The 21,670-nt window shown below is 71.9% G+C and carries 18 protein-coding genes and 2 tRNA genes; 10 read left to right on the top strand and 10 right to left on the bottom strand.

Features of this window, described 5'->3' with window-relative positions; genetic code table 11:
- Window positions 1–133: 133 nt before the first annotated feature.
- The 7 genes from ACIQMU_RS07415 to ACIQMU_RS07385 all read left to right on the top strand — a co-directional run bounded on the left by ACIQMU_RS07415 (window position 134) and on the right by ACIQMU_RS07385 (window position 6,852).
- Window positions 134–1,027, top strand: a complete 894-nt coding sequence (locus ACIQMU_RS07415) for a 2-aminoethylphosphonate ABC transporter permease subunit (RefSeq protein WP_402688413.1) — start codon at window positions 134–136, stop codon at window positions 1,025–1,027.
- Entirely contained in the window at window positions 1,014–1,811 is a 798-nt protein-coding gene (locus ACIQMU_RS07410; protein WP_352241360.1) for an ABC transporter permease subunit, read from the top strand. Before ACIQMU_RS07415 ends, ACIQMU_RS07410 begins: the two co-directional genes overlap by 14 nt.
- Window positions 1,812–1,844: 33 nt before the next feature.
- Entirely contained in the window at window positions 1,845–2,900 is a 1,056-nt protein-coding gene (locus ACIQMU_RS07405; RefSeq protein WP_352241361.1) for a 2-aminoethylphosphonate ABC transporter substrate-binding protein, read from the top strand.
- 130 nt (window positions 2,901–3,030) lie between these two features.
- A complete protein-coding gene (locus ACIQMU_RS07400; protein ID WP_352241362.1) occupies window positions 3,031–4,572 on the top strand; it encodes an alkaline phosphatase family protein in 1,542 nt (513 codons plus the stop codon).
- Between the two features lie 74 nt (window positions 4,573–4,646).
- Window positions 4,647–5,498, top strand: a complete 852-nt coding sequence (locus ACIQMU_RS07395) for an HAD-IIA family hydrolase (RefSeq protein WP_352241363.1) — start codon at window positions 4,647–4,649, stop codon at window positions 5,496–5,498.
- 102 nt (window positions 5,499–5,600) lie between these two features.
- Complete coding sequence (locus tag ACIQMU_RS07390; RefSeq protein WP_352241364.1) at window positions 5,601–6,161, top strand: hypothetical protein; 561 nt, start codon at window positions 5,601–5,603, stop codon at window positions 6,159–6,161.
- 1 nt (window position 6,162) lies between these two features.
- Window positions 6,163–6,852, top strand: coding sequence for a class F sortase (locus ACIQMU_RS07385; RefSeq protein WP_352241365.1), 690 nt, complete (start codon window positions 6,163–6,165; stop codon window positions 6,850–6,852).
- 60 nt (window positions 6,853–6,912) lie between these two features.
- On the opposite strand, the gene ACIQMU_RS07380 is transcribed toward ACIQMU_RS07385, so the two are convergent.
- The 4 genes from ACIQMU_RS07380 to ACIQMU_RS07365 form a co-directional block, all read right to left on the bottom strand.
- Window positions 6,913–7,824, bottom strand: a complete 912-nt coding sequence (locus ACIQMU_RS07380) for an LAETG motif-containing sortase-dependent surface protein (RefSeq protein ID WP_352241366.1) — start codon at window positions 7,822–7,824, stop codon at window positions 6,913–6,915.
- Window positions 7,825–8,167: 343 nt separating this feature from the next.
- Entirely contained in the window at window positions 8,168–8,707 is a 540-nt protein-coding gene (locus ACIQMU_RS07375) for a hypothetical protein (RefSeq protein ID WP_352241367.1), read from the bottom strand.
- A gap of 30 nt (window positions 8,708–8,737) precedes the next feature.
- Window positions 8,738–11,623 carry a DNRLRE domain-containing protein gene (locus ACIQMU_RS07370; RefSeq protein ID WP_352241368.1) on the bottom strand — a complete coding sequence of 962 codons (2,886 nt, stop codon included), beginning with the start codon at window positions 11,621–11,623 and terminating at the stop codon, window positions 8,738–8,740.
- 350 nt (window positions 11,624–11,973) lie between these two features.
- Window positions 11,974–12,047 (bottom strand) — tRNA-Lys (locus ACIQMU_RS07365).
- Between the two features lie 192 nt (window positions 12,048–12,239).
- Here ACIQMU_RS07365 and ACIQMU_RS07360 point away from each other — a divergent pair.
- The 3 genes from ACIQMU_RS07360 (at window position 12,240) to ACIQMU_RS07350 (ending at window position 16,820) form a co-directional block, all read left to right on the top strand.
- Window positions 12,240–13,535, top strand: coding sequence for a peptidoglycan-binding protein (locus ACIQMU_RS07360; RefSeq protein WP_352241369.1), 1,296 nt, complete (start codon window positions 12,240–12,242; stop codon window positions 13,533–13,535).
- Between the two features lie 1,082 nt (window positions 13,536–14,617).
- Window positions 14,618–15,973: an SPFH domain-containing protein gene (locus tag ACIQMU_RS07355; RefSeq protein WP_402688412.1), complete on the top strand. Its 1,356-nt coding sequence runs from the start codon at window positions 14,618–14,620 to the stop codon at window positions 15,971–15,973.
- 256 nt (window positions 15,974–16,229) lie between these two features.
- Window positions 16,230–16,820, top strand: coding sequence for a lytic polysaccharide monooxygenase auxiliary activity family 9 protein (locus ACIQMU_RS07350; protein WP_352241371.1), 591 nt, complete (start codon window positions 16,230–16,232; stop codon window positions 16,818–16,820).
- Between the two features lie 353 nt (window positions 16,821–17,173).
- Here ACIQMU_RS07350 and ACIQMU_RS07345 read toward each other — a convergent pair.
- The 6 genes from ACIQMU_RS07345 to ehuB all read right to left on the bottom strand — a co-directional run bounded on the left by ACIQMU_RS07345 (window position 17,174) and on the right by ehuB (window position 21,456).
- A tRNA-Lys gene (locus ACIQMU_RS07345) sits at window positions 17,174–17,247 on the bottom strand.
- A gap of 138 nt (window positions 17,248–17,385) precedes the next feature.
- The gene (locus tag ACIQMU_RS07340) at window positions 17,386–18,144 is read right to left on the bottom strand and encodes an IclR family transcriptional regulator C-terminal domain-containing protein (protein ID WP_352244041.1); all 759 of its coding nucleotides are present in this window, start codon (window positions 18,142–18,144) and stop codon (window positions 17,386–17,388) included.
- A gap of 167 nt (window positions 18,145–18,311) precedes the next feature.
- Window positions 18,312–19,169: an ectoine/hydroxyectoine ABC transporter ATP-binding protein EhuA gene (gene ehuA, locus ACIQMU_RS07335; RefSeq protein ID WP_402688411.1), complete on the bottom strand. Its 858-nt coding sequence runs from the start codon at window positions 19,167–19,169 to the stop codon at window positions 18,312–18,314.
- Window positions 19,159–19,803 (bottom strand): ectoine/hydroxyectoine ABC transporter permease subunit EhuD, encoded by a 645-nt coding sequence (ehuD, locus tag ACIQMU_RS07330; protein ID WP_352244039.1) that lies wholly within the window; start codon window positions 19,801–19,803, stop codon window positions 19,159–19,161. Before ehuD ends, ehuA begins: the two co-directional genes overlap by 11 nt.
- Window positions 19,800–20,531, bottom strand: coding sequence for an ectoine/hydroxyectoine ABC transporter permease subunit EhuC (gene ehuC / locus ACIQMU_RS07325; protein WP_352244038.1), 732 nt, complete (start codon window positions 20,529–20,531; stop codon window positions 19,800–19,802). Before ehuC ends, ehuD begins: the two co-directional genes overlap by 4 nt.
- A gap of 22 nt (window positions 20,532–20,553) precedes the next feature.
- Entirely contained in the window at window positions 20,554–21,456 is a 903-nt protein-coding gene (ehuB, locus tag ACIQMU_RS07320; RefSeq protein ID WP_352244037.1) for an ectoine/hydroxyectoine ABC transporter substrate-binding protein EhuB, read from the bottom strand.
- Window positions 21,457–21,670: the final 214 nt, after the last annotated feature.

The following is a 21,670-nucleotide window of genomic DNA, read 5'->3' as shown; positions in this document are numbered from 1 at the left end:
CGACCGGCGGGCACGCCCGGCACGCCCGGAACAGCGCTCAGGTCGGAGACAGCCGGTACAGCCGTCGCCGCAGCCGCCGCAGCCGCCGGTCCGGCGGGCGCCGCGGTGACGCGGGAGAAGGCGGCGGTGCCCGGTGGCTAGTGCCGTCCTCGACCGCACGCCGACGGCCGGTCCCGAGCGGCCGGACCCGGCCCCCGCCCGGTCCCGCTCCGTCCCCGCCCGGGTCTGGGCGCTGCCGCCCGTCGCCGTCCTCGCGCTCGCCTTCCTCTACCCGCTGGCCCTCGTCGTCCAGCAGTCCTTCACTCCCGACGAGGGCGGCGTCTCGCTCGACCCGTACGCCGACGTCTTCGCCTCCGCCGTCTTCCGCGACGCGCTCACCACCACCGTGTGGCTCGCCGTCGGCTCGACCGCGGGATGCCTCGTCCTGGGCTTCGCCCTCGCGCTGGTCATCGCGTTCGTCCCGTTCCCCGGCGGGAAGGCGGTCGCCCGGTTCGTCGACGTCTTCCTCTCCTTCCCGTCCTTCCTCATCACCCTGGCCCTGCTGTTCATCTACGGCTCCGTGGGAATGGCCAACGGCCTCTGGACCGACGCCACCGGGGCGGCCGACGGGCCCTTCCACTTCCTGACCACGCCCTGGGGCGTCCTGCTCGCCGAGATCACCTACTTCACCCCGTTCGTGATGCGCCCCCTGCTCGCCGCCTTCTCCCAACTCGACACCGGACAGCTGGAGGTCGCCTCCTCGCTCGGCGCCGGACCCGTCCGGATCATCCGCCGGGTGATCCTGCCCGAGGCGCTCCCGGCCCTCGCGGCGGGCGGCAGCCTCGTCCTGGTGATGTGCCTCAACGAGTTCGGGATCGTCCTGTTCACCGGGGCGAAAGGCGTCACGACGCTGCCGATGCTCGTCTACGGCAAGGCGATCCTGGAGTCGGACTACCCGGCCGCCTGCGTCGTCGCCGTCGTCAACATCGCGCTCTCCGTCGGCCTCTACAGCCTCTACCGGGTGGTGAGCCGTCGTGCTGGTGCATAGCCGCGCCGGGAAGTGGGCCACCTGGGCCGTCTTCCTCCTCCTCTTCGTCCCGCTGTTCGCGGTGCCCCTGCTCGTCATCCTCGCCGCGTCCCTCGCCACGAACTGGTCCGGGGCCTTCCCCTCCGGGCCCACCGCCGAGCGCTACGCCGCCGCGACGAGCGGCGACTCCCTCCAGGCGCTGACCACCAGCCTGGTCACGGCCGTCGCCGCGAGCGTGCTGGCTCTCGTCCTCGGCGGCTGGGCCGCTCTCGCCGCCGCCTCCCTGGGCAAGCGCGGGAAGCGGTTCCTGGACGCCCTGTTCATCCTGCCGGTCGCCGTGCCCTCGGTGGTCGTCGGCCTCGCGGTGCTGGTGGCCTACAGCCGGCCGCCCGTCCTGCTCAACGGGACGCGGTGGATCGTGATCCTCGCCCACACCGTCCTCGTCACCGCGTTCGCGTACCAGTCGGTCTCCGCCGCCGTACGCCGTCTGGACCCGATGTACGAACAGGCCGCCGCCGGCCTCGGGGCGAGCCCCGCCCGGGTGCTGTGGCGAATCCGGCTGCCCCTCCTGCTGCCCTCGCTCACCTCGGCCGCCGGGCTCTGCTTCGCCCTGTCCATGGGGGAGCTGAGCGCCACGATGATGCTCTACCCGCCGGACTGGACCCCGTTGCCGGTGCAGGTGTTCGCCGCCACCGACCGGGGCTCCCTCTTCACCGGCGCCGCCCTCGCCGTGGTCCTGATGACGACGACGCTCCTCGTCCTGGCCGCCGTCTCCCGCGTCCGGACCCGCGCCTCCTACCGCTGATCCCCACCCCCGTACTCCCTCTGGAGAAACCCCATGCGCAGCCCTGCCCGCACCCTCGCCCTCCCGCTGGCCGTCCTCACCGCCGTCACCCTCACCGCCTGCGGCGGCTCCTCCGCCGCGTCCGACGAGAAGTCCGTCACCGTCTACAGCGCCGACGGCCTCAAGGGCGAGAGGGGCGACGGCTGGTACGACAAAGTCTTCAAGGACTTCGAGAAGAAGACCGGCATCGAGGTGAAGTACGTGGAGGGCGGCTCCGGCGAGATGGTGCAGCGCGCCGCCCGCGAGAAGTCCAACACCCAGGCCGACGTGCTCGTCACCCTGCCGCCCTTCATCCAGCAGGCCGACGCCAAGGGGCTCCTCGCGGCGTACGAGCCGAAGGGCGCGGACCAGGTCGACGGCGCCGGCCGGGCGCCCGACGGCAAGTGGACCTCCGTCGTCAACAACTACTTCGGGTTCATCCACAACACGAAGGAGCTGAAGACCCCGCCGCGCACCTGGGAGGACTTGCTCGACCCCGCGTACAAGGAGAAGGTCCAGTACTCCACCCCCGGCGTCGCGGGCGACGGCACCGCCGTCCTCATCAAGGCGATGCACGACTTCGGCGGGCGGGAGCCGGCCATGGCCTACCTGAAGAAGCTCCAGACCAACAACGTCGGCCCGTCCGCCTCCACCGGCAAGCTCGCCCCCAAGGTCGACAAGGGCGAACTCCTCGCCGCCAACGGGGATGTCCAGATGAACTTCGCCCAGTCCAGGGACATGCCCAACCTCGGCATCTGGTTCCCCGCGAAGGGCGACGGGAAGCCCACCAGCTTCGCCCTGCCGTACGCGGCCGGGCTCGTCGCGAAGGCCCCGCACAGGGAGAACGGCGAGAAGCTGCTCGACTTCATGCTCTCCGAGCAGGCCCAGCGCGACGTCAGCGCGGTCGGCGGGGGCTTCGCCGCCCGCACGGACATCAAGGCCACCGACGCCAACGCCGTCGAACTGGCCGGACTGATGGAGGGCGTGGAGATCTTCGAGCCCGACTGGGCGGACATCGGCGCCAACCTGGACACGTACATCGACGCCTGGAAGTCGGCCACCGGAAGCTGACCGGCCACCTCCCCGCCACGGATTCCTGCGAAGGTCTGGACCCGGCCCGGATATCTCGCGAAGGTAACGGGTCTGGTCCAGAAGGCAGTTCACGCACAGCCCCGCCCGACCCGCTCCCCTGGAGGATCACGTGTCCCGAGGCATGTCCCGACGCTCCGTGCTCGCCACCACCGCCGCGGCCACGGCCGCCGCCGTCGCCCCGCTCGCCACCGCCACCGCGGCCCGCGCCGCCGCACCCACCCTCCCCGACGGCACCAGCAAGGACAAGGTGCTCGTCATCGGCATGGACGGGCTGCGCCACGACGTCATCGCCGCCGCTGCGGCCCCGCACCTCACGTCGATGATGGCGAACGGGACGTACGGCACCTCGCTGCTGTACGCGGGCCCCATGGCCGCCACCTCGTCCGGCCCCGGCTGGTCGACCGTCTCCACCGGTGTCTGGCCGGACAAGCACGGCGTCAAGGACAACTCCTTCGCCGGGAAGAACTACGGGAAGTACCCCGGCTTCCTCGCCCGCCTCGCCCAGGTCCGCCCGCAGCTCTCCACCTACGCCGCCGTCGACTGGAAGCCCCTGGACACCCAGGGCACGGTCACCCCGGGCGCCGACGCCAAGCTCGTCCTCGACGGCGACGCCGACGGCTACACCGGCCACGACGCCGCCATCGCCGCCGAGACCGAGGCGGTCCTCCGGAACCAGAACCCGGACGTCCTGTTCGTCTACTTCGGCCAGACCGACATCGCCGGCCACAACTCCGGGGCCGCCAGCGCCGCCTACCGCCGGGCGATCGCCGTCCAGGACGGCTACCTCGGCCGCCTCCTGGCCGCGATCAAGGCCCGCCCCGCCTACGCCACCGAACGGTGGACCGTCATCGTCACCACCGACCACGGCCACACCGACTCCGGCGGCCACGGCGGCAGCGCGATCGAGGAACGGCGCACCTTCGTCCTCGCCCAGGGCCCCGGCATCGCGGCCGGCGCCCGCCCCGCCGACACCCGGCTCGTGGACGTCGCCGCCACCGTCTTCCACCAGCTCGGCATCGTCCCCGACCCCGCCTGGGGCCTGGACGGCAAACCGGTCCAGGAACGCTCCACCGACCCGTTCGAGGCCCTGTACCCGGCGCTCGCCGGACGCGCCGACGAAACCGGCGTCCCGGCCGGCGTCCTCGGCTGGACCCGCACCGCGCCCAGCGGCTGGTCGGTCGTCAACTCCGCGATGGGCACCGGAGGCGTGACCGAATGGCGAGGCTGGTCCTTCGCCACCGACGAGTTCTGGAGCCGCACCCAGCGCGACCAGTCCCGTGAACTGAACGTCCGCTCGCGCGGGATCTTCGCCGTCGCCGACTCCGACGAGTGGGACGACAAGGCGTCCAGCGGACCGTACGACTCCACGCTCGTCACTCCGGCGTACGCGGTCGGCGGCGGGTCGAGGGTGACCCTCGGCTTCACCACCCTCTACCGGCAGGAGGGCGGCCAGAGCGCCCGGGTCCTCGCCTCCTGGAACGGCAAAACGCCCGTCGTCGTGAAGAGCTACACATCCGACGTGATCTCGCAGCCCCAGTCACTCACCCTGGACGTCCCGCCCGGGGCCGCCAACGTGAGCTTCCGGTTCCACTACACCGGCAGCAACAACTGGTACTGGGTGATCGACGGGGTCACAGTGACCGCCGCCTAATTATGCTGGGGGTGCCGGGACGGCGTGGTCCGGGCATCCCCAGCACGCAGTGCGTACGGCAGGAGTCCCGACACATGGCAGAGCGCAAGCCCATCTCATCCTGGCTCACCGACATGGACGGCGTCCTCATCCACGAGGGCACCCCCATCCCCGGCGCCGATGCCTTCATCAAGCGGCTGCGGGATTCCGGGCTGCCCTTCCTCGTCCTCACCAACAACTCCATCTACACCGCGCGCGACCTGCACGCCCGCCTGAAGCGCATGGGCCTCGACGTGCCCGTGGAGAACATCTGGACCTCCGCGCTCGCCACCGCCCAGTTCCTGGACGACCAGCGCCCCGGCGGCACGGCCTACGTCATCGGCGAGGCCGGGCTCACCACCGCACTGCACGACATCGGGTACGTCCTCACCGACCACGCCCCGGACTACGTGGTGCTCGGCGAGACCCGGACCTACAGCTTCGAGGCGCTCACCAAGGCGATCCGGCTGATCAACGCGGGCGCCCGCTTCATCTGCACCAACCCCGACGAGACCGGCCCGTCCGCCGAGGGCCCGCTGCCCGCCACCGGCTCGGTCGCCGCCCTCATCACCAAGGCCACCGGCAAGGACCCGTACTTCGCGGGCAAGCCGAACCCGCTGATGATGCGGACCGGCCTCAACGCCATCGGCGCGCACTCCGAGACCAGCGCCATGATCGGCGACCGGATGGACACCGACGTCCTGGCGGGCCTGGAAGCGGGCATGCAGACCTTCCTGGTCCTCACCGGACTGACGGCCGTCGGGGACATCGACCGCTACCCGTACGGGCCGTCGCACGTCGTCGAGTCCATCGCCGACCTGGTGGACCTCATCGACCTGCCCGACCAGGTCGACCAGGGGAAGCAGGCGGGCAAGGCGGACCGGACCGCGCAGCCGGACAGCCGCTGACCCGCGCGGAACGCGTCCGCGGTCGCCCGGGCATCGCCCGAATGGGGGACTGCGGATGCGTTCCGCCGCCCCAGACGTGAACCTTCCCGTAGGAGGTTCACGATGCGTTCAATCCCCCTCACGTTCTGTGCCGCGGCGGCGGCGGCGCTCATATCCGTGCCCGCGCCCGTCGCGCTGGCGTCCCCGGCCGCCCCGGCCGGCGACGACGACCGGGGCACCGTCTCGGTCACCCCGTCCACGACCGCCCCGGGCGGGCAGGTGGAGCTGTGGACCGACGTCTGCGGCAAGGGCCGCGAGGCGAAGGGCAACTCCGACGCCTTCGCCGCGGAGGCCCACTTCCGCCCCGCCGACGACAAGGGCCTCTTCGCCGAGGCCCGGATCAGGTCCGACGCCGAACCCCGCTCCTACGACGTCTGGGTGACGTGCAAGGACGGCCGGGGCAAGGCGACCGGGACCCTCACCGTCATCCACCACACGCGCCCCTCGCCCGCCGCACCCGTCAAGGCGGGCGGCGGAGGCGCCGCCACGCTCGCCGAGCGGTCCGCCGAGTCCGAGGGCCCCGGCACCCGGCACGCGGTGACCGGACTGGTGCTCGCCGCCGTCGCGGCCGTCGCCGTCGCCCTGCGCAGTTCGCGCCGGCGCCGCGGCCCGGCCGGCAGCTGACATGAGTGCCCCGGACCGCCCGGCAGGCAACGGGCGACTGCTCACCGGAGTGACCTGGGCCGTGCTGCTGCTCGGCCTGTGGCTCTGGGGCCGGGAGGCCGGCGGCGGGCTCGGCGGCCTGTCCGGCCCCACCACCGGCGACGTGGCCGCGGTCGGCCGCCCCTTCGGCGCCGAACTGCCCCCGGCCCACGACCCGCTCGACGGGGCGGCCCCCGAACGGGTCGAGGTCCCCTCCGTGGGGATCGAGGCCCCCGTCGTCGCACGCGGCCTCGACCCGGACGGGGCCATCGACCCACCCCCGTACGGCATGCCGCAGACCGCCGGCTGGTACGGCGACGGCGCCGAACCCGGAGCGCGGGGCGCGGCCCTCTTCGTCGGCCACGTCGACACCGACACCAGGCCGGCCGTCTTCTACGGGCTCAGTGCGGTGAAGCCGGGCGCCCGGATCGAGGTCACCCGGGCCGACGGCAGCGTCGCGGAGTTCACCGTGGACGACGTCCAGCTCATGACCCGCGAACGCTTCGACGCGCGGAAGGCGTACGGGCCCCGCGAGGACGGCCGGGCCGAGCTGCGGCTGATCACCTGCGGCGGCACGTACGACCACCGGACCCGCTCGTACACGGCGAACGTGGTCGTCTCCGCCTACCTCACGGGCGCGAAGGCCACCGCGGAGCGGAGCAGCCGGGTCTGACGGCCCGCTGCCTCGACGGGCGGCCGAAGCCGTTCGCCGAGGCAGCGGGAGCGGGCTGCGTCAGGCGTCGCGCCGGGCGCCGCGGCGGCGCATGGCGAACAACACGCCGCCACCGGCCAGGAGCAGGGCGGCCGCGCCGCCCGCGACGGCAGCCGTGCTGTCGCCGCCGCCGGTCTCGGCGAGGTCACCGGAACCGCCGGTGGCCGCGGGCTGCGACTCGGAGGCCGTCGGCGTGGGGGCGGGCTCGTCGGACGCGGACGGGGAGCCCGAAGGCGTGGCGGAGCGCGTCTCCGAGGGGGTGGCGGACGGCGTCTCCCGGGGGGACGGCGGCGTGGACGTGCTCTGGCTCGGGGAGGGCGAACTCGGCTCCGGAGACGGCTCGGTGACGCAGTCCTTGCCGCCCTCCGGCCCGTTCCACGCGGCGATCAGCTTGTCACCGATGACCGCGCCGTCCGGCCCCTTGGGGGCGGGGCCGTGGCCCTCGCCTTCCTGGCCGTCGTAACGGGTGCTGCCCTTGTACAGGTCGATCTGCGCGAAGCAGCCCGCGTCGGGAACGGGGATGGCGAGCGTGTCGGACGCTCCGTCCGCGACGCTGACGGTGTCGAACCCGACGAGCACCTGCTGCCCCGACGTCGCGAACGTCGGGCCGTGCGCGAGGTAGGAGGCCAGCGAGACGGTGCAGCCGCCGCCGTCCCCCCGCACCTGGAGGCTGATGGTGCCGTCGGCGGCGGGGGTGATGGCGGCCAGGCCCTGCCGGGCCGTCCACGGCTTGCCGTCCGACAGGAAGGCGCACTCGGTCTCGGCCGGGTCGACACCGCCCGGCAGCGACCGGGGCTGGGTGTAGCCGGAGGCGTCCTTGTCACGCCATCCGTCGCCGCCGTCGGTGGCGGCGGCGGTGCCGGTGGCCGCGACCGCTGCCCCGAGGGCAAGGGCTATGGACACCGGCACACGCCGGGTGAAGCTGTGCAGCATGGGTTTCCTCTGTCTTGATTCGTCAGCAGGAGGCAAGCCCGCCGAACGATCGGCTCCGGGGCGACGCAGGGCACCTCGCAACGTGCCACTGGGAAGGGGAGAACACCCGGAACGGCCTGTGGGCCGGGCTCAAGAGGCATATTTGCCGTGGACCGGAGGGTTGTCAACGGAACGAGGACGAACGAGACCTGTCGGCGACCGCGCCCCGGCGACGCCTCCGGCCGGCCGCACGCCCGCGTGCGACCCGGCCGCGGAGCACACGGCCGGGGCGGCGCAGGGCCCCGGGAAGACCCCCGGGGCCCTGCGCATTCTTTCCCGATGCCCCTGTCGCGGGGCGCCGGTGCTAACCCGTCAGACGCACGGAGAAGTCACACCACGCGGTCCACCGCGAAGTGGCGGGGCCGTCCTGGACCCGTACCCTCCAGCGGTAGTCGCCGCTGCCGAGCCTCCCCTCGGGAAACTGGTAGACGGCGGTGTGACTGGCCTCGGTGGTGGCCTTCTTCGTGAGTACCGGCTTGCCGTCCGCCCCGGTCACCTCGAAGACGACCTTGCGGCCGGACCGGTCCTCGTCGGGCGTGTCGACGGACCCGGGAGGCGCCACGGATTCGAGGGTCGCGGCGAGGCTCGGCCGGCCCGTGGTGACCTGCGGGGCACGGTCCGGGATCCCGCAGAACTGGAAGCCGGAGTAGGAACCGTCGGATACCCGCGGCACCTCGGGGGTCGCGAGGAGCTGACCGGAGTCACCGGCGGGCGCTGCCTGCGGGCTCTTCGGCCGGGGGTCGGCCATGGAGAAGGGAGCGGCCACCGCTCCGACGGCCACGGCGGCCGTCAGGGCGATCGCGGCCCGTGACCACGTACCGGATTTCTTCTTCAACAGACGCATGGCTTCTGTCTCTTCCTGGAAGTGGGCGGGCTACTTGACGGAGAGCGCGTGGTCGGTGTTCGCGGTGGTGACCCGCTCGCACCGGTAGGCGGACCACCGGTGCTCGGCGACCAGCTTCCTGCCCAGCGCCTCACAGCCGCCGAGGTTCTTCAGGGTCTCGTACGCGACCCAGGTGGCGGCCGTGTTGCTCTTGACCTTGTTCGCCGCGACGTAGGCGGCGGCGTCGGCCCCGGAGGAGACGCCCTCGGTGCCGTCCCAGTCGTAGTGCACTCCGAGCCACACCCGGCCGACGGCGTTCTCGTTCGCGGCGGCCGAGAAGCTGCTGAACGTCCGTGTCACACCGACGGCGTTCGGGTCCTCGGTCGTCGCGGTGAAGGTGATGTCATCGGTGGCGAACCACTGCTCCATCGCCTTCGCCCACGCGCCGCCGAAGGTGGCGTGCCCCGAGACGTAGGCGGGGAAGGGCGGGGAGAAGTGCTGGCCGTTGCGGTCCTGCGACAGCGGCTGCCAGTTGGGGTCGACCGTGGTGGCCGCGTTGCCGTCGCCGTCCAGCCGGATCGCGGACTCCGGACGCCACAGGTCGAGATCGGTCCGGTACTTGGCGTCCCAGGCGACGATGCCGGCGTCCGCCATGGAGAAGGCGGTCAGCGCGAACAGCTTGGCGTTCGCGGTGACGGACAGGCCGCGGTCCCGCGAGACGGTCTGGGTGAACTCGAACAGCTGGCCCGGCGGCTTGAACGTGCCGTCCAGGTCGTTGGCCCAGAAGAGGGCGGCCCGGGTCTGGTCGGCCGTGCGCTGCGTCGAGTCGGACCTGCCGAGGGACTTCACCTCGTTGACCTGCCGTGCGTACTCCGCGCTCTTGAGCACCTCGGTGCCGCCGGCGAGCGTGGGGAGGCTCTTCGGCCGGAACTGGGAGCCGGACGTCAGGCCGAACGGCTTGACCAGGCCCCAGCCCGGGGTGGCGGCGCTGCCGCTGCCCGTGGGACGCCACTGCCCGGGGGCGGTGCTGGGCGTGTAGGCGGTGTTGCCGGTCGCCCCGTCGTTCTGCCGGTCCTGGATCATGGCCGTGGCGGCCTGCTGGCCGACGGAGGTGCCCGCCGCGCGCTGGGCGCCGGTGACGCCGGCCGGGATCGTGGCGCGGGCGTCCGCGAGTTCCTGATCGAAGTTCAGCTGCGGGTAGACCGACCGCAGGACGTCGAACGCCGCGTGGTCGATGGCGCTGTTGATGTCCGGCAGCTCACCGGGAGAGGCGACCTTGACGAGGTAGGGATCCCCCAGGCACTTGGCGGCCCCTCGGGCACACTGCGCGGAGTTCGCCGCGTCGTAGATCGCGCCGTGCATCATCGCGCCGGCCCGGGCCAGGGGCCCCGGTGCGCCGCCGATCTGCCGGTAGGTCGCCTGGAGCACGTCGTTCCAGTAGGTGACGTGGTCCTTGACCGGGTCGGCCGGGACCTCGTAGGTGACCAGCATCGACGGCCCGTTGCTCGGCGCGTCGCCGGAGGCGAAGATCTTGTACGCCGTCGTGTCGGACTCATCGGTGGCGCGTATGCCGATGGCGTTCTCCGCGCGGTCCGCCTTGGCCCATTCCCTCACCAGGCCGGTGACGTCGGTCTGGACCCACTGGGAGCCGCAGGCGGGGGAGTGGCCGAGGGTTTCGGTGGAGGTGGCGACCCGCGAACGCCAGGCGGGCTGGTTGCTCCACCGCGTGGCGGACGAAGTGAGACCGGTGTCCCAGAGCTCCCACGACTTCGGCTCGCACGAGTCGGACCAGACCGCGTAGAGGTTCAGTTCCGCGTTGAGGATCTCCTTGCCCGAGACGACGTAGTCCCTCGGGAAGTGCACGAAGGAGCGTGCCGCCTGCTTGCCGTACTCCCGGCCGACGGGCAGGTCGATGGAGGCGGAGAGATCCTCGGTCACACCGTCGCGTACGGCGGTGTCGAAGTTGGTGCCGAAGAAGACGGCGGGGTCGATGGTGACCGGGAACTCCGTGTCCTTGTCCGCGAGGAAATCGCGGTCGGGAGCGAGCCGCAGCTCCAGGTCGTCGCCCTGCCCCGCGACCTTCAGGTCCACGGCGGCGCGGTTGGTCGCCGCCAGGCCCTGCTCGTTGCGCGAGGCGTCCCACATCACCGGGGCGGGGAGCCTGCCCACGGCCTTCTTCGTACGGGTGTCGGTGAAGGTGACCGACTGGTCCGCGTTCTGTGTCGCGTCGAGGCCCTCGGCCGTGAGCGGCAGGGTGACGCGGGCCGCCGCGCCGGCGGCCGAGCGGTCCTTGACCACCAGGTACTGCTCGAAGCCTGTCCTGGTCGCCTCGACCACCAGGTCGGTGGCGGGCCGGACGTCCTCGTAGGTGGCCTTGTTGCCCTTGAGCACAGGCTCGGGCAGTGCGCCCTGCCAGCCCAGGCTGACCCGGTGCGCCCCGCTGCCGAGGGTCACGAGCTCGCCTCCGGCGGAGCCGGTGCGCCCGGCCAGTTCGAGGCCGCGCGGGTGGCTCTTGGCCCGCACCGAACCGTCCTCGGCCCTTTCGAGGTCGACGTCGACGCCGACCCACTTGCCGCCCTCACGGAAGCGGACGGGGCCCGCGTGGGTCTCCTGCGTCATGGTGCCGTCCGGATTGGCCCAGAGCGTGGTGTTCTCGGTACGTGCGCCGAGAACCTCGATCTGGCGCTCCTGGGCAGCGGCGGCGGCGCGTGCCGACCTTTCGTCCGGAGCCTCGGCGGCCCCGTTCCGCACGGGTGCCGACGCGGTACCGGACCTCTTCCCGCCCTGCGCGCCGTCGGCCGCCGCCGCGGCGCCGGCCGTTACGCCGACCTCCGCCAGCAGCAGCACGGACAGCGGAACGGCCAGCGCCCTCAGCCTCCGCGCCCCCCTGGCTCTTCGGCCGGACCTCTCCGCGGACGGGTGTTGACGTCTGTGCATGGATGGGCCCCCCACTAATCGTGTATTTGTTCGAGATCGCGCGTCGAACAATGACACAGCGTCACCGATCGGGTCCAGAGCTGTCACCGTGGTCGGCAAGTGATCTTCGACATCGGGGAATTTCGAGGATTTGCCGCACCTGGTCGGCGGCCCGGGTGTATGGATCCCGCGATGGAACGGCGCGGCGGGGTCGGGGTCTCTTCGCCCGGCCGTCCTGTCCGGACGGGCGTGCGGTGACTCGGCGAAGTCGCGCGGTCTCCGTACGTGAGCGACCGGGCGGGTGTCGCCGGATGCGCGGCAGGGAATGATCAAGGCCCCCTCACGTGCAGTGAGGGGGCCTTGACTGTGCGTGCGCCGTCAGGGACTCGAACCCCGGACCCGCTGATTAAGAGTCAGCTGCTCTAACCAACTGAGCTAACGGCGCCTGCTGACCTGAAGAACTCTACCCGACTCCCAGGGGTGCTCCGAACCATTTAACGAACGCCACGCCCCATCAGATGGTCGTTTTTTCTCATTGGTCCGTCAAAATGCGACATGTCAGGGGAGTTAAAACGCTGACGCCCGTTGCAGCTGCGCCCAAAGATCTTGACGAATGACGAGTGCGGAGGGGAATCGCATGACTGTGCCGGCCTTCGAGGAGTACGAACCCGCCATCGACTGCGCGTGTGCGGGGTGCGCCGTGCGGCGGCGCTCCGCGGCGAGAGCGCTGCCGGTGCGGAGCGGCGGCCACCCCGCCGCGCACGGCGCGCGGCGCGCCCTGGTGCTGGCCACGGCCGCCGGGGTGGTCCTCTCCTGCGGAGCCGCGGGTGCGGCGGCCGCCGGAGGCCACGCCTCCGGACCGCCGCACGCCGACGGGGGCGCCGACCCCGAATCGGCTTCCACTCCGCAGGGCGAGCAGGGCCCGCTGCGGGGCGCCGGAGCCTCCGGCCCGCCGTCCGCCGGGGCGGCCGCGCGCACGACGACCCGGGCCGACATCATCAACCGGGCGAAGAAGTGGGTGACCGCGAAGGTCCCGTACAGCATGGAGAAGTACTGGTCGGACGGCTATCGGCAGGACTGCTCCGGTTATGTGTCGATGGCCTGGAACCTCGGGAACAACGAGTGGACCGGCAGCCTCGCCGCCTACGGGACCCGGATCGCCCGCAACGACCTCCAGCCCGGCGACATCCTCCTCTTCCACAACCCGGCCGACCCGTCGAAGGGCTCGCACGTCACGATCTTCGGCGGCTGGACCGACTACACGCGCACCCACTACGTCGCCTATGAACAGGCGCGCCCGCGCACCCGGAAGCAGTCGACGCCCCTGGCGTACTGGAACAACTCCGACCGCTATGTGGCCTACCGGTACAAAGGGGTCACCGGTGGATCGCCCGGCTCCGGGTCCTCCACCGCTTTCCCGGGCGCGGGGCTGTTCGGCCCGGGCGCCGACAACCAGTACGTCACCCAGCTCGGCCGGCTGCTGGTCCAGCGGGGCGGCAAGCGCTTCTACGCGGTCGGCCCCGGGCCCGTGTGGGGCACGGCGGACCGGCGTGCGACCCAGGCGTTCCAGCAGGCGCAGGGCTGGAAGGGCAAGGAGGCGGACGGCATCCCGGGCCCGGACACCTGGCGTCTGCTGACCGCCGGCGGCGGCCGGGACATTCCGGCCGCCGGTGCGGGCGGCAGCCCCCATACGGCCGTGGCGTTCCCCGGACGCGGCTATTTCAAGCCGGGTCAGTCCAACGGCCATGTCGACCGGCTCGGCAAACAGTTGGTGAAGAAGGGATACGGCAAGCACTACGTGTCGGGCCCCGGCCCGCGCTGGACCGAAGCCGACCGCCGCAACGTCGAGGCGTTCCAGCGGGCCCAGGGCTGGCGCGGCGGGGCGGCCGACGGATACCCGGGGCCGGAGACCTGGCGCCGGCTCTTCGCGTGACGGACGTGACGGACGTGACCGAAAGGAATCGGGAACCGGTGACCCCCAACGACGACCAGACCCCCCGGACGACCTCCACCCCCAACCCCCACAGCCTGGACGACCGGCTTCCGCCGTCCCTCTTCGCCCCGTTGGGAAAGGGGAGCCCGCCACCGCTCTTCGGCCCCGTCGTGGAAGAGGCCAAGGAGCCCGCGCCCCCGGCCGACGAGCCTCCTCCTCCGCCGGACGCCGGGCCCTCGGCGCCGCCGGCCGTCCGCGCGGACCGGGACGCGCCGCGGCCGAAGAGCGGCAGCGCTCCGCCGCCGCTCTTCGGCCCCATCGGGGACCAGGCGCCGCCGCCGGCCGGTGAGCTTCCGCTCAGGCCGGAGGGCGGCGAGGCACCGCAGCCCTCGACCGATGGCGGGGCGCCGCCCGCGCCACCCCGCGCCGCGGCTCCGGGGCCTTCGAGTGCGGGCCCGCAGCTCGGCCCCGCCGCTTCGGACCGCCTCACGGCCCGCCCGCCGCAGACGCCGACGCCCACTCCGGCCTCGACCTCGGCCCCGGCCCCCGCTCCGGCTTCACTGCCGGCCTCGGCCCCGAGCTCGGCCCCGGCCCCGGCCCCGGCCGTTTCGACGTCGACCCCGACCTCGGCCGTTTCGAGGTCGACGTCGACCCCGAGCCCGGCCCCGCCCCCGGCCTCCGCCGGTGACGGCTCTGCCGCCGCCGAACGCCCGGCCCCAGTCGTCTCCACCCCGCTGAGCCCCACTCCGGTCCGCCCTGCTGCCGGCGGCTCCCCGGCCGGCGACTCCGCCCCGGGCGGCGCTGCCGCCGGCCGCTCCGTTCCCGACCGCGCCGAGCCCGTCCGAGCCGTGCCGCCGCTCGACGGGAACCTCCACCTGAGGCCCGTCCGGCGGGCGAGGACGGAATCCTCGGCGGAGTGGACCCCGCACCCCTCCTACGGGGCCGAACCGGCGGCCGTAAAGGGCTCCGACCCCCGGAACGCGGCCCCCAAGGTCTCTGCGCACCGGGGCTCCGCCCAGGACGCGGCCCCCAAGGGCGCGGCCGGACGCGGGCCCCGGGGGGACACTTCCGCGCGGGGAGCCGTGGACGACCCGGGGCCCGACACCGAGCTGGACCTCGTCCTGGACCTGGCCCCCGGCGAGCGGGCCGCCTCCGCCACGTTCTCCGTGCCGGTCCCGGTGCCCGTACCCGCATCGCAGTCCTCCGTGACGTCCGCGGCTTCCGGGACCTCCGGGGCCTCCGCGACGTCCGCGGCCTCCAGGACCTCCGAGATCTCCGAGATCTCCGAGACCTCCGCGACGTCCGCGAACTCCGGCCGCCGCCACGCCGTCATCGCCAACGAGACCACCGCCTCCATCCCCGTGCACCTCCTCTTCCGCGACGACCAGGAGCCGGCCGAAGCGGGGGCGCTGCCCGCGGCCCTCGCCCGCCGCCCCGCAGCCGGGGGCCGCGCGCCCGCCACCCGGCGGCCGCCCGTGCCGCGTGCGCCGCAGACGCGGATGCAGCCGTCGACCCGCCCCGCGCCGACTCCCGACGCCCGGCTCGCCGAACGGCCCGGACCCGCCCTGTCCGGCTACGCCGCCCTCCTCGCCGGCGCGGCCGGCATCACCGGCGCGCTGGCCGTCCTGTGGTGGCGGGGCGCGCTGCCGGCCGGCTGGCAGACGGCCCTCGGCCTCACCCCCCGGGCCGACCTCGGCGTCGGCGCCGGTGCCGGGGTGCTGCTCGCCCTCCTCGCCACCGCGGTGCTCCTCGCACTCGGCGGCCTCGGGCGGGGCCGGGTCGGGTACGCGTGGGTGCTGACGCTGTTCGGCGACTACCGGGGCAGTGTCCGGCGCACCGGCCTCGTCTGGGTCTCGCCCCTGCTGCTGCGCCGTCGCGTCGACGTACGGCTGCGGCACTGGCGCAGCGAACCGCTGCCCGCCGTGGACGCGAACGGCACCGCGCTGCGCGTGGTCGTCCTCGTGGTGTGGCGGATCAAGGACACGGTCCGGGCCGTTCTCGGCATCGAGGACCACGAGGCGTATCTCAGCGCCCAGGTCGAGGCCGCCATGGCCCGGGTCCTCTCGCAACTGCCCGCCGACGCGTTCCACGAGGACGCCCCGAGCCTGCGCGACGCGGAGGCGGTCGGCGACGCGCTGACCCGGATGCTGAAGGCGGACTGCGAACCCGTGGGCGTGGAGGTGTACTCGGCGCAGCCGACCGGCATCGAGTACGCCCCCGAGGTCGCGGCGGCGATGCAGCGGCGGCGGATCGCCGCGATCGACTCCAAGCACCGGGACAGTGTGCTCACCTCGGTGGTGGACGCGGTCGACGACACGGTCAACCGGCTCACCACGCGCGGGATCGTCGAGCTCGACGACTACGAACGCAAGGCGCTGGTCAAGGACTTGACGGTCGCCTTCTACACCGGTCGCAGCGGAGGGGGAGACGGGTCCTGAACGGCCGGGGGAGCGCGCGGGGAGTGCCGGCGGCGGGCCGGAGAGGGGCCGACGACGGTCCGGAGGCCCGTAGGAATATGACGCTCATTGGTCTGGACATGTTCACGCCGCGTCAATAATCTATGGCTTGGTCTAGACCGCAGTACCCGCATCAAGCACAGCACCACGCATCACGCACAGCACCACGCATCAAGCGCGCGCAGCAGGTCGAGCAGTGCTCATGGAGCCTCCCCCACGTTCTAGAGGAGCGACAGCAATGCGGAAAAAGGCAAGCGCGGCCGTGATCGGTCTGGCGATAGCGGGCGTCTCGGTGCTCGCGACCAGCAGCGCCAGCAGCCACGGCTACACGGACTCCCCGATCAGCCGGCAGAAGCTGTGTGCCAACGGCACGGTGACCGGTTGCGGCAACATCCAGTGGGAGCCGCAGAGCGTCGAGGGGCCCAAGGGCTTCCCGGCGGCGGGACCGGCGGACGGCAAGATCTGCTCCGGCGGCAACGGGCAGTTCGCCCAGCTCGACGACCCGCGCGGCGGCAACTGGCCCGCCACCCAGGTCACCGGCGGGCAGGGCTACACCTTCCGCTGGCAGTTCACCGCCCGTCACCGCACGAGCGACTTCCGGTACTACATCACCAAGGACGGCTGGGACTCCACCAAGCCGCTCACCCGGGCCGCGCTCGAATCGCAGCCCTTCATGACCGTGCCCTACGGGAACCAGCAGCCGCCGGCCACGCTGAGCCACCAGGGGACGATCCCGACCCAGAAGAACGGCAAGCACATCGTCCTCGCCGTCTGGAACGTCGCGGACACCACCAACGCGTTCTACGCCTGCTCCGACATCAAGTTCTGACGCACCTCCGACTGCCGCGCGGTGCCACGAGGAGTACCGGCGCCGTCGCGGGAGTCGTACGACGTCAACGGGGTGACCACCGGTCCGCCCTGAGGCACGTCCCCACCGTGCTCAGTCATCACCGGGTGGTCGAGGGCGCCGCCGCACGGGCGGCGCTCCCGGTGGGCCCGCCGCCGCGAGGTGGCGGGCCCACCGGCCCGGCGTACCGCTCGACACCACTCCTGAGTCCCCGCTGCGGACCGGCGCTGCGGCTCCCGGCCGTCCTCAGCCGCACCGGGCCATGGACCTGATCAGCTTTGTGCGGGAAAGCACAGTGGGCGGTCTCCGTGAAGGAGACCGCCCACTGTGTGTCGTGCGCCGTCAGGGACTCGAACCCCGGACCCGCTGATTAAGAGTCAGCTGCTCTAACCAACTGAGCTAACGGCGCCTGCTGACTCGAAAATAATACCTGGTCCGGAAGGGTGCTGATGACACCCCTCGGCGACCCGCCCTCCGGGGCCGTCCGCTCCCGCCTTTGCCGACGCCTGTGCCGACGCCTACGCCGGGTGAGCACCGGCCCCGGCCGCTACAGCGCCAGCGACAGCAGCACCGGCGCCGCCCGGCGGCTCAGGGTGTCGGCCGCCGCCCGCAGCCGGTGCGCGTCCTCGATGGGCAGTGACAGGGCGAGGCAGCCCGCGGCGGAGCCGGCCGTCAGCGGTACGGCCGCGCAGACGGTGCCCACCGCGTACTCCTGGAGATCCAGTACCGGGACCGTGGCGGACTGGGCGTCCAGCTGGGAGAAGAGGACCTTCTGGCTGGTGATCGTCCGCGAGGTGAGCCGGGCGGTCCGGTGCCGGGAGATGTGGTCGCGCCGCCCGTCGTGGTCGAGCTGGGCCAGCAGGCACTTGCCGACCGCGCTGGCGTGCGCCGAGGAGCGGAAGTCCACCCACTCGTTGACCGCCGGGGTGAGCGGTCCGTCCGCGACCTGCGTCACGCTGACCTCGCCGTCGACATAGCGGCTGAGATAGACCGCCGCGCCGACGGAGTCGCGCAGCTCGGCCAGGGTGTGCTGGAGGCGGTCCTCCAGGGCCTGGCGGCGGGCCGCCCCGGAGCCGAGCAGCAGCAGCGAGGCGCCGATGACGTACGCGCCGTCGCTGATCTGCTCCACGTAGCCCTCGCGGCGCAGGGTGAGGAGCAGGGAGGCGAGGTGGCCGGCCGGCAGCCCCGTCTCGCGGGAGATCTGGGCGTCGGTCACGCCGTCGCCGTGCTCGGAGACCGTTTCGAGCACGCGCAGGGCGTACTGCACCGAAGGGAACGGCGCGGTCGGCTCGGGCTTCAACGCCACGGTTTCCCCCTACCAGGTTGTGACCGCAAGCTTTCGCCCCACGATAGCCGCCGAAACGCCCGCACGGGGAGGCAGTCGACGAGTCAGTGGGTGCGCCCCGGGGCCGTCATCTGGGGCGCACCCGCCTGGCATATGCCAGGGTCATGAGCGGACTCTCAACCGCGAGGTCACAGCACCGCGTTGAGGAACTCGCGCGTACGTTCGTGTGACGGGTCGGAAAAGATTTTCTCCGGGGATCCGGACTCCACGACCCGTCCCGCGTCGAACATCAGCACCTTCTCCGAGACGTCCCGGGCGAAGTTCATCTCGTGGGTCACACAGAGCATGGTGATGTCGGTGTTCCGGGCGATGTCACCCAGCAGCTCCAGCACGCCCGCCACCAGCTCGGGGTCGAGCGCCGAGGTCACCTCGTCCAGGAGCAGGATCTCCGGCTCCATCGCCAGGGCGCGGGCGATGGCGACCCGCTGCTGCTGGCCGCCGGAGAGCTGGGAGGGGTGGGCGTCGACCTTCGCGGAGAGCCCCACCAGGTCCAGCAGCTCCCGGGCCCGGGCCTCCGCCTCCTCGCGGCTCTTGCCGAGCACGCTGACGGGGGCCTCGGTGATGTTCTCGATCACCTTCATGTTCGGGAAGAGGTTGAACTGCTGGAAGACCATCCCGATCTTCTTCCGGGACTCGCGCAGCTGCTTCTCGCCCGCGGGTTTCAGCGAACCGTTCGGGGTGCGGACGTGGGTCAGCGGGGCGCCGTCGACCCAGATGACCCCGCCGCTGATCTTCTCCAGGGTCATCAGCAGCCGCAGGATCGTGGTCTTGCCCGAGCCGCTGGGCCCGATCAGGGTGACGTGCTCACCGCGGTCCACGGTGAAGTCCAGCTCGTCCAGGACCACATGGTCGCCGTAGCGCTTCACCACCTTGTCGAAGCGCACCAGCGGCTCGCCCGTGCTCCCGGTGGCCGGTGCGGCGTCCTCGGGGGCTCCGGCCGGCCCCGGCGACGCCGTCTTCTTCAGGGGGAGGGGTTCAGTGGCCAAGGCGCTTCTCCAGCTTTCTCATCAACAGCGACGTGGGGTAGCTCGCGACCAGGAAGATCAGGCCGGCGAGGGTGAACGCCTCGGTGTAGTACCCGAAGTTCTCGGCACCGTACTGCCGGGCCTCGTAGACCATCTCGTGCACCGTGATCACGGCGAGGAACGGGGTCTCCTTGAACATGGAGATCGCGTAGTTGCCGAGCGCGGGCAGCACGTTGCGCACCGCCTGCGGCAGGATCACGGCCTGCCAGGTCCGCCGGGGTGAGAGCGACAGCGCGCGGCACGCCTCCCACTGCCCCTTCGGCACACCGTCGATCCCGGCCCGGTAGACCTCGGAGGTGTACGCGGCGTAGTGGACGCCCAGTACCACGATGCCGATGGTCAGCGGCTCGACCGAAGTGAACAGGGCTGCGGCGCCGACCAGTTGCACGAGCAGCGGAGTGGAGCGGACGAATTCCATGACGAGCCGCACCGGGACCGTCACGAACTTGCTGGGGGCCCGCCCGGCCACCGCGATGGCCAGTCCGAGCACCGCCGCCACCGCGGTGCCCAGCACGGTGGCGAGCAGGGTGACCCGGAATCCTTCCAGCAGGAGAGGCAGGACCTCGCCGGCGGCGTTCCAGTCGAAGCCGTTCACCCGGCACCTCCGGCAGCGGTTGTGGTCACCTTGCGGCCCTTGAACGGGCCCTTCGCGCCGGTGTCCAGACCGAGCCGCCGCTTGGCGGTCCGTTCGAGGGAGTTCATCAGCGTCGTCAGGGCGTACGCCAGCACGAAGTAGACGGCCAGCAGGGTCAGATAGGCGGTGAGGGTCTCACCGGTACGGTCACGCAGCTGCTGGATCACCGTCATCAGATCGGCGACCGAGATCAGCCACAACAGCGGGGTCGCCTTCAGCAGCTGGATCAGCAGGTTCGTGAAGGACGGGATCATCTGGACCCATGCCTGCGGCAGGATCACCTTCCACAGCCGACGGGCGGGACTCAGGTTGAGTGCGATCGCCGCCTCGTACTGCCCGCGCGGTACGGAGTTGATGGCTCCGCGCACCACTTCGGCGCCGTAGGCACCGAAGTTGAGGCCGAACGCGACCACCCCGCAGACCATGGGGGCGAGTTCGTAGCCCGTCAGCTGCGGCATCGCGTAGTAGAGCCAGAACAGCTGGACGTAGAGGGAAGTGCCCCGGAAGAACTCCACGACCACCCGGGAGACCCCGCGCGCCAGGAGCAGCCGGCTGCCCGCCATCAGACCGAGCGCGAAGGCCAGGACGAGAGCCAGCAGCGCACCGAGGGCCGTGGCCTGCAGCGTCACCCGCAGAGCCGCACGGATCTGGGGTAGTTCATCCACGAATGTGGAGAAGAAGTCATTCATGCGTGCGCGCCCGCCCGCCCCGTCAGCCCTTGCACAGTTCCGCGGTCTTCAGATCGGCGGGCGGGATCTCCGTCTCCCCGAACCCGTACGGCTCCAGCAGCTGCACATAGCGGGAGCGGTCCGACACGATCTTCTTCAGCTCGCGGTTGAAGGAGTCCCGCAGGTCCTCGTTGCCCTTGCGGAACACCGCGCCGCCGGGCGAGAACTGCTCCTTGCCGTCCAGCTTCGGCACGAACGCCTCGGTGACCTCGGTGTCCTGGTTGGTCTTCGCCAGCCAGCGCAGCGAGATGCCGGTGAGCAGGAAGGCGTCGATCCGGCCGCCCTTGACGGCGTCGGCCCCGTCCTGCGGCTTCTGGAGCGTCTTGATCCTGTCCTCGGGTATGCCCGCGCCCTTGGCGTACGAGCCCTCCACCGCGCCCGACATGACGCCGACGGTGATCCCCGACTCCTTCACGGAGGCCAGGTCGGTGAGCTTCTTCGGGTTGCCCTTCTTCACCATGAGCGCGGTCGGCGAGATGAACTCCGGTTCGGAGAAGATCGCGTTGGCGCAGCGCTCCGGGGTGATGGCCATGCCCGCGCTGACCACGTCGTACTTCCCGGCCTGGAGACCCGGGATCAGCCCGTCCCACTCGGAGAGCGTCGGCTTCAGCTCGTCCACGCCGAGCGCCTTGAAGATCTCGCGGTGCAGCGTCGGGGCCTCGCCCTTGAGCTCGTTGCCCTCCAGGTACCCGTAGGGGGCCTCGTTGGCGTACGCCACCCGTACGAAGCCCTGCTTGCGGAGCTTGTCCAGGGCGCCCTCGCCGGTCGCGGAGTCGGAGTCGGTCTTGCTGCACGCGGTGAGCAGGCCGGGAACGACGAGGAGGCCGCCCACGGCCGCCGATCCGTTGAGGAAACCCCGGCGGGACAGGTTCGGGAATTCAGCCATGGTTCGCAATCTCCTGGAGGTCGAACAGTCCGGACAGAGTGACCCCCTGCCCGATCCCGTACGTCTATGCAGGGAGCCGGGGTCATGTAACCCAACAGTGGCCGGAAGGTGACCTTCCCGTGCCCGGAGGGGAGCGCAGTGCGACCAGGGATGTGCGGAGCGTATTCCCCGTCCGTGGCAGGTTTATGACAGCACGTCAGCCGCTTCTGTGATC

Source organism: Streptomyces sp. NPDC091649 (assembly GCF_044756785.1).
Taxonomy (GTDB): Bacteria; Actinomycetota; Actinomycetes; order Streptomycetales; family Streptomycetaceae; genus Streptomyces.
The sequence above is the reverse complement of the archived record's forward strand: the minus strand, read 5'-3'. Positions and strand labels throughout refer to the sequence as shown.

Coding starts and splice junctions, on each gene's coding strand:
- ACIQMU_RS07360 (WP_352241369.1), top strand. CDS start 12,240: ATGACTGTGCCGGCCTTCGAGGAGTACGAACCCGCCATCGACTGCGCG.
- ACIQMU_RS07370 (WP_352241368.1), bottom strand. CDS start 11,623: ATGCACAGACGTCAACACCCGTCCGCGGAGAGGTCCGGCCGAAGAGCC.
- ACIQMU_RS07380 (WP_352241366.1), bottom strand. CDS start 7,824: ATGCTGCACAGCTTCACCCGGCGTGTGCCGGTGTCCATAGCCCTTGCC.
- ACIQMU_RS07390 (WP_352241364.1), top strand. CDS start 5,601: ATGCGTTCAATCCCCCTCACGTTCTGTGCCGCGGCGGCGGCGGCGCTC.
- ACIQMU_RS07395 (WP_352241363.1), top strand. CDS start 4,647: ATGGCAGAGCGCAAGCCCATCTCATCCTGGCTCACCGACATGGACGGC.
- ehuB (WP_352244037.1), bottom strand. CDS start 21,456: ATGGCTGAATTCCCGAACCTGTCCCGCCGGGGTTTCCTCAACGGATCG.
- ACIQMU_RS07385 (WP_352241365.1), top strand. CDS start 6,163: ATGAGTGCCCCGGACCGCCCGGCAGGCAACGGGCGACTGCTCACCGGA.
- ehuC (WP_352244038.1), bottom strand. CDS start 20,531: ATGAATGACTTCTTCTCCACATTCGTGGATGAACTACCCCAGATCCGT.
- ACIQMU_RS07350 (WP_352241371.1), top strand. CDS start 16,230: ATGCGGAAAAAGGCAAGCGCGGCCGTGATCGGTCTGGCGATAGCGGGC.
- ACIQMU_RS07405 (WP_352241361.1), top strand. CDS start 1,845: ATGCGCAGCCCTGCCCGCACCCTCGCCCTCCCGCTGGCCGTCCTCACC.
- ACIQMU_RS07375 (WP_352241367.1), bottom strand. CDS start 8,707: ATGCGTCTGTTGAAGAAGAAATCCGGTACGTGGTCACGGGCCGCGATC.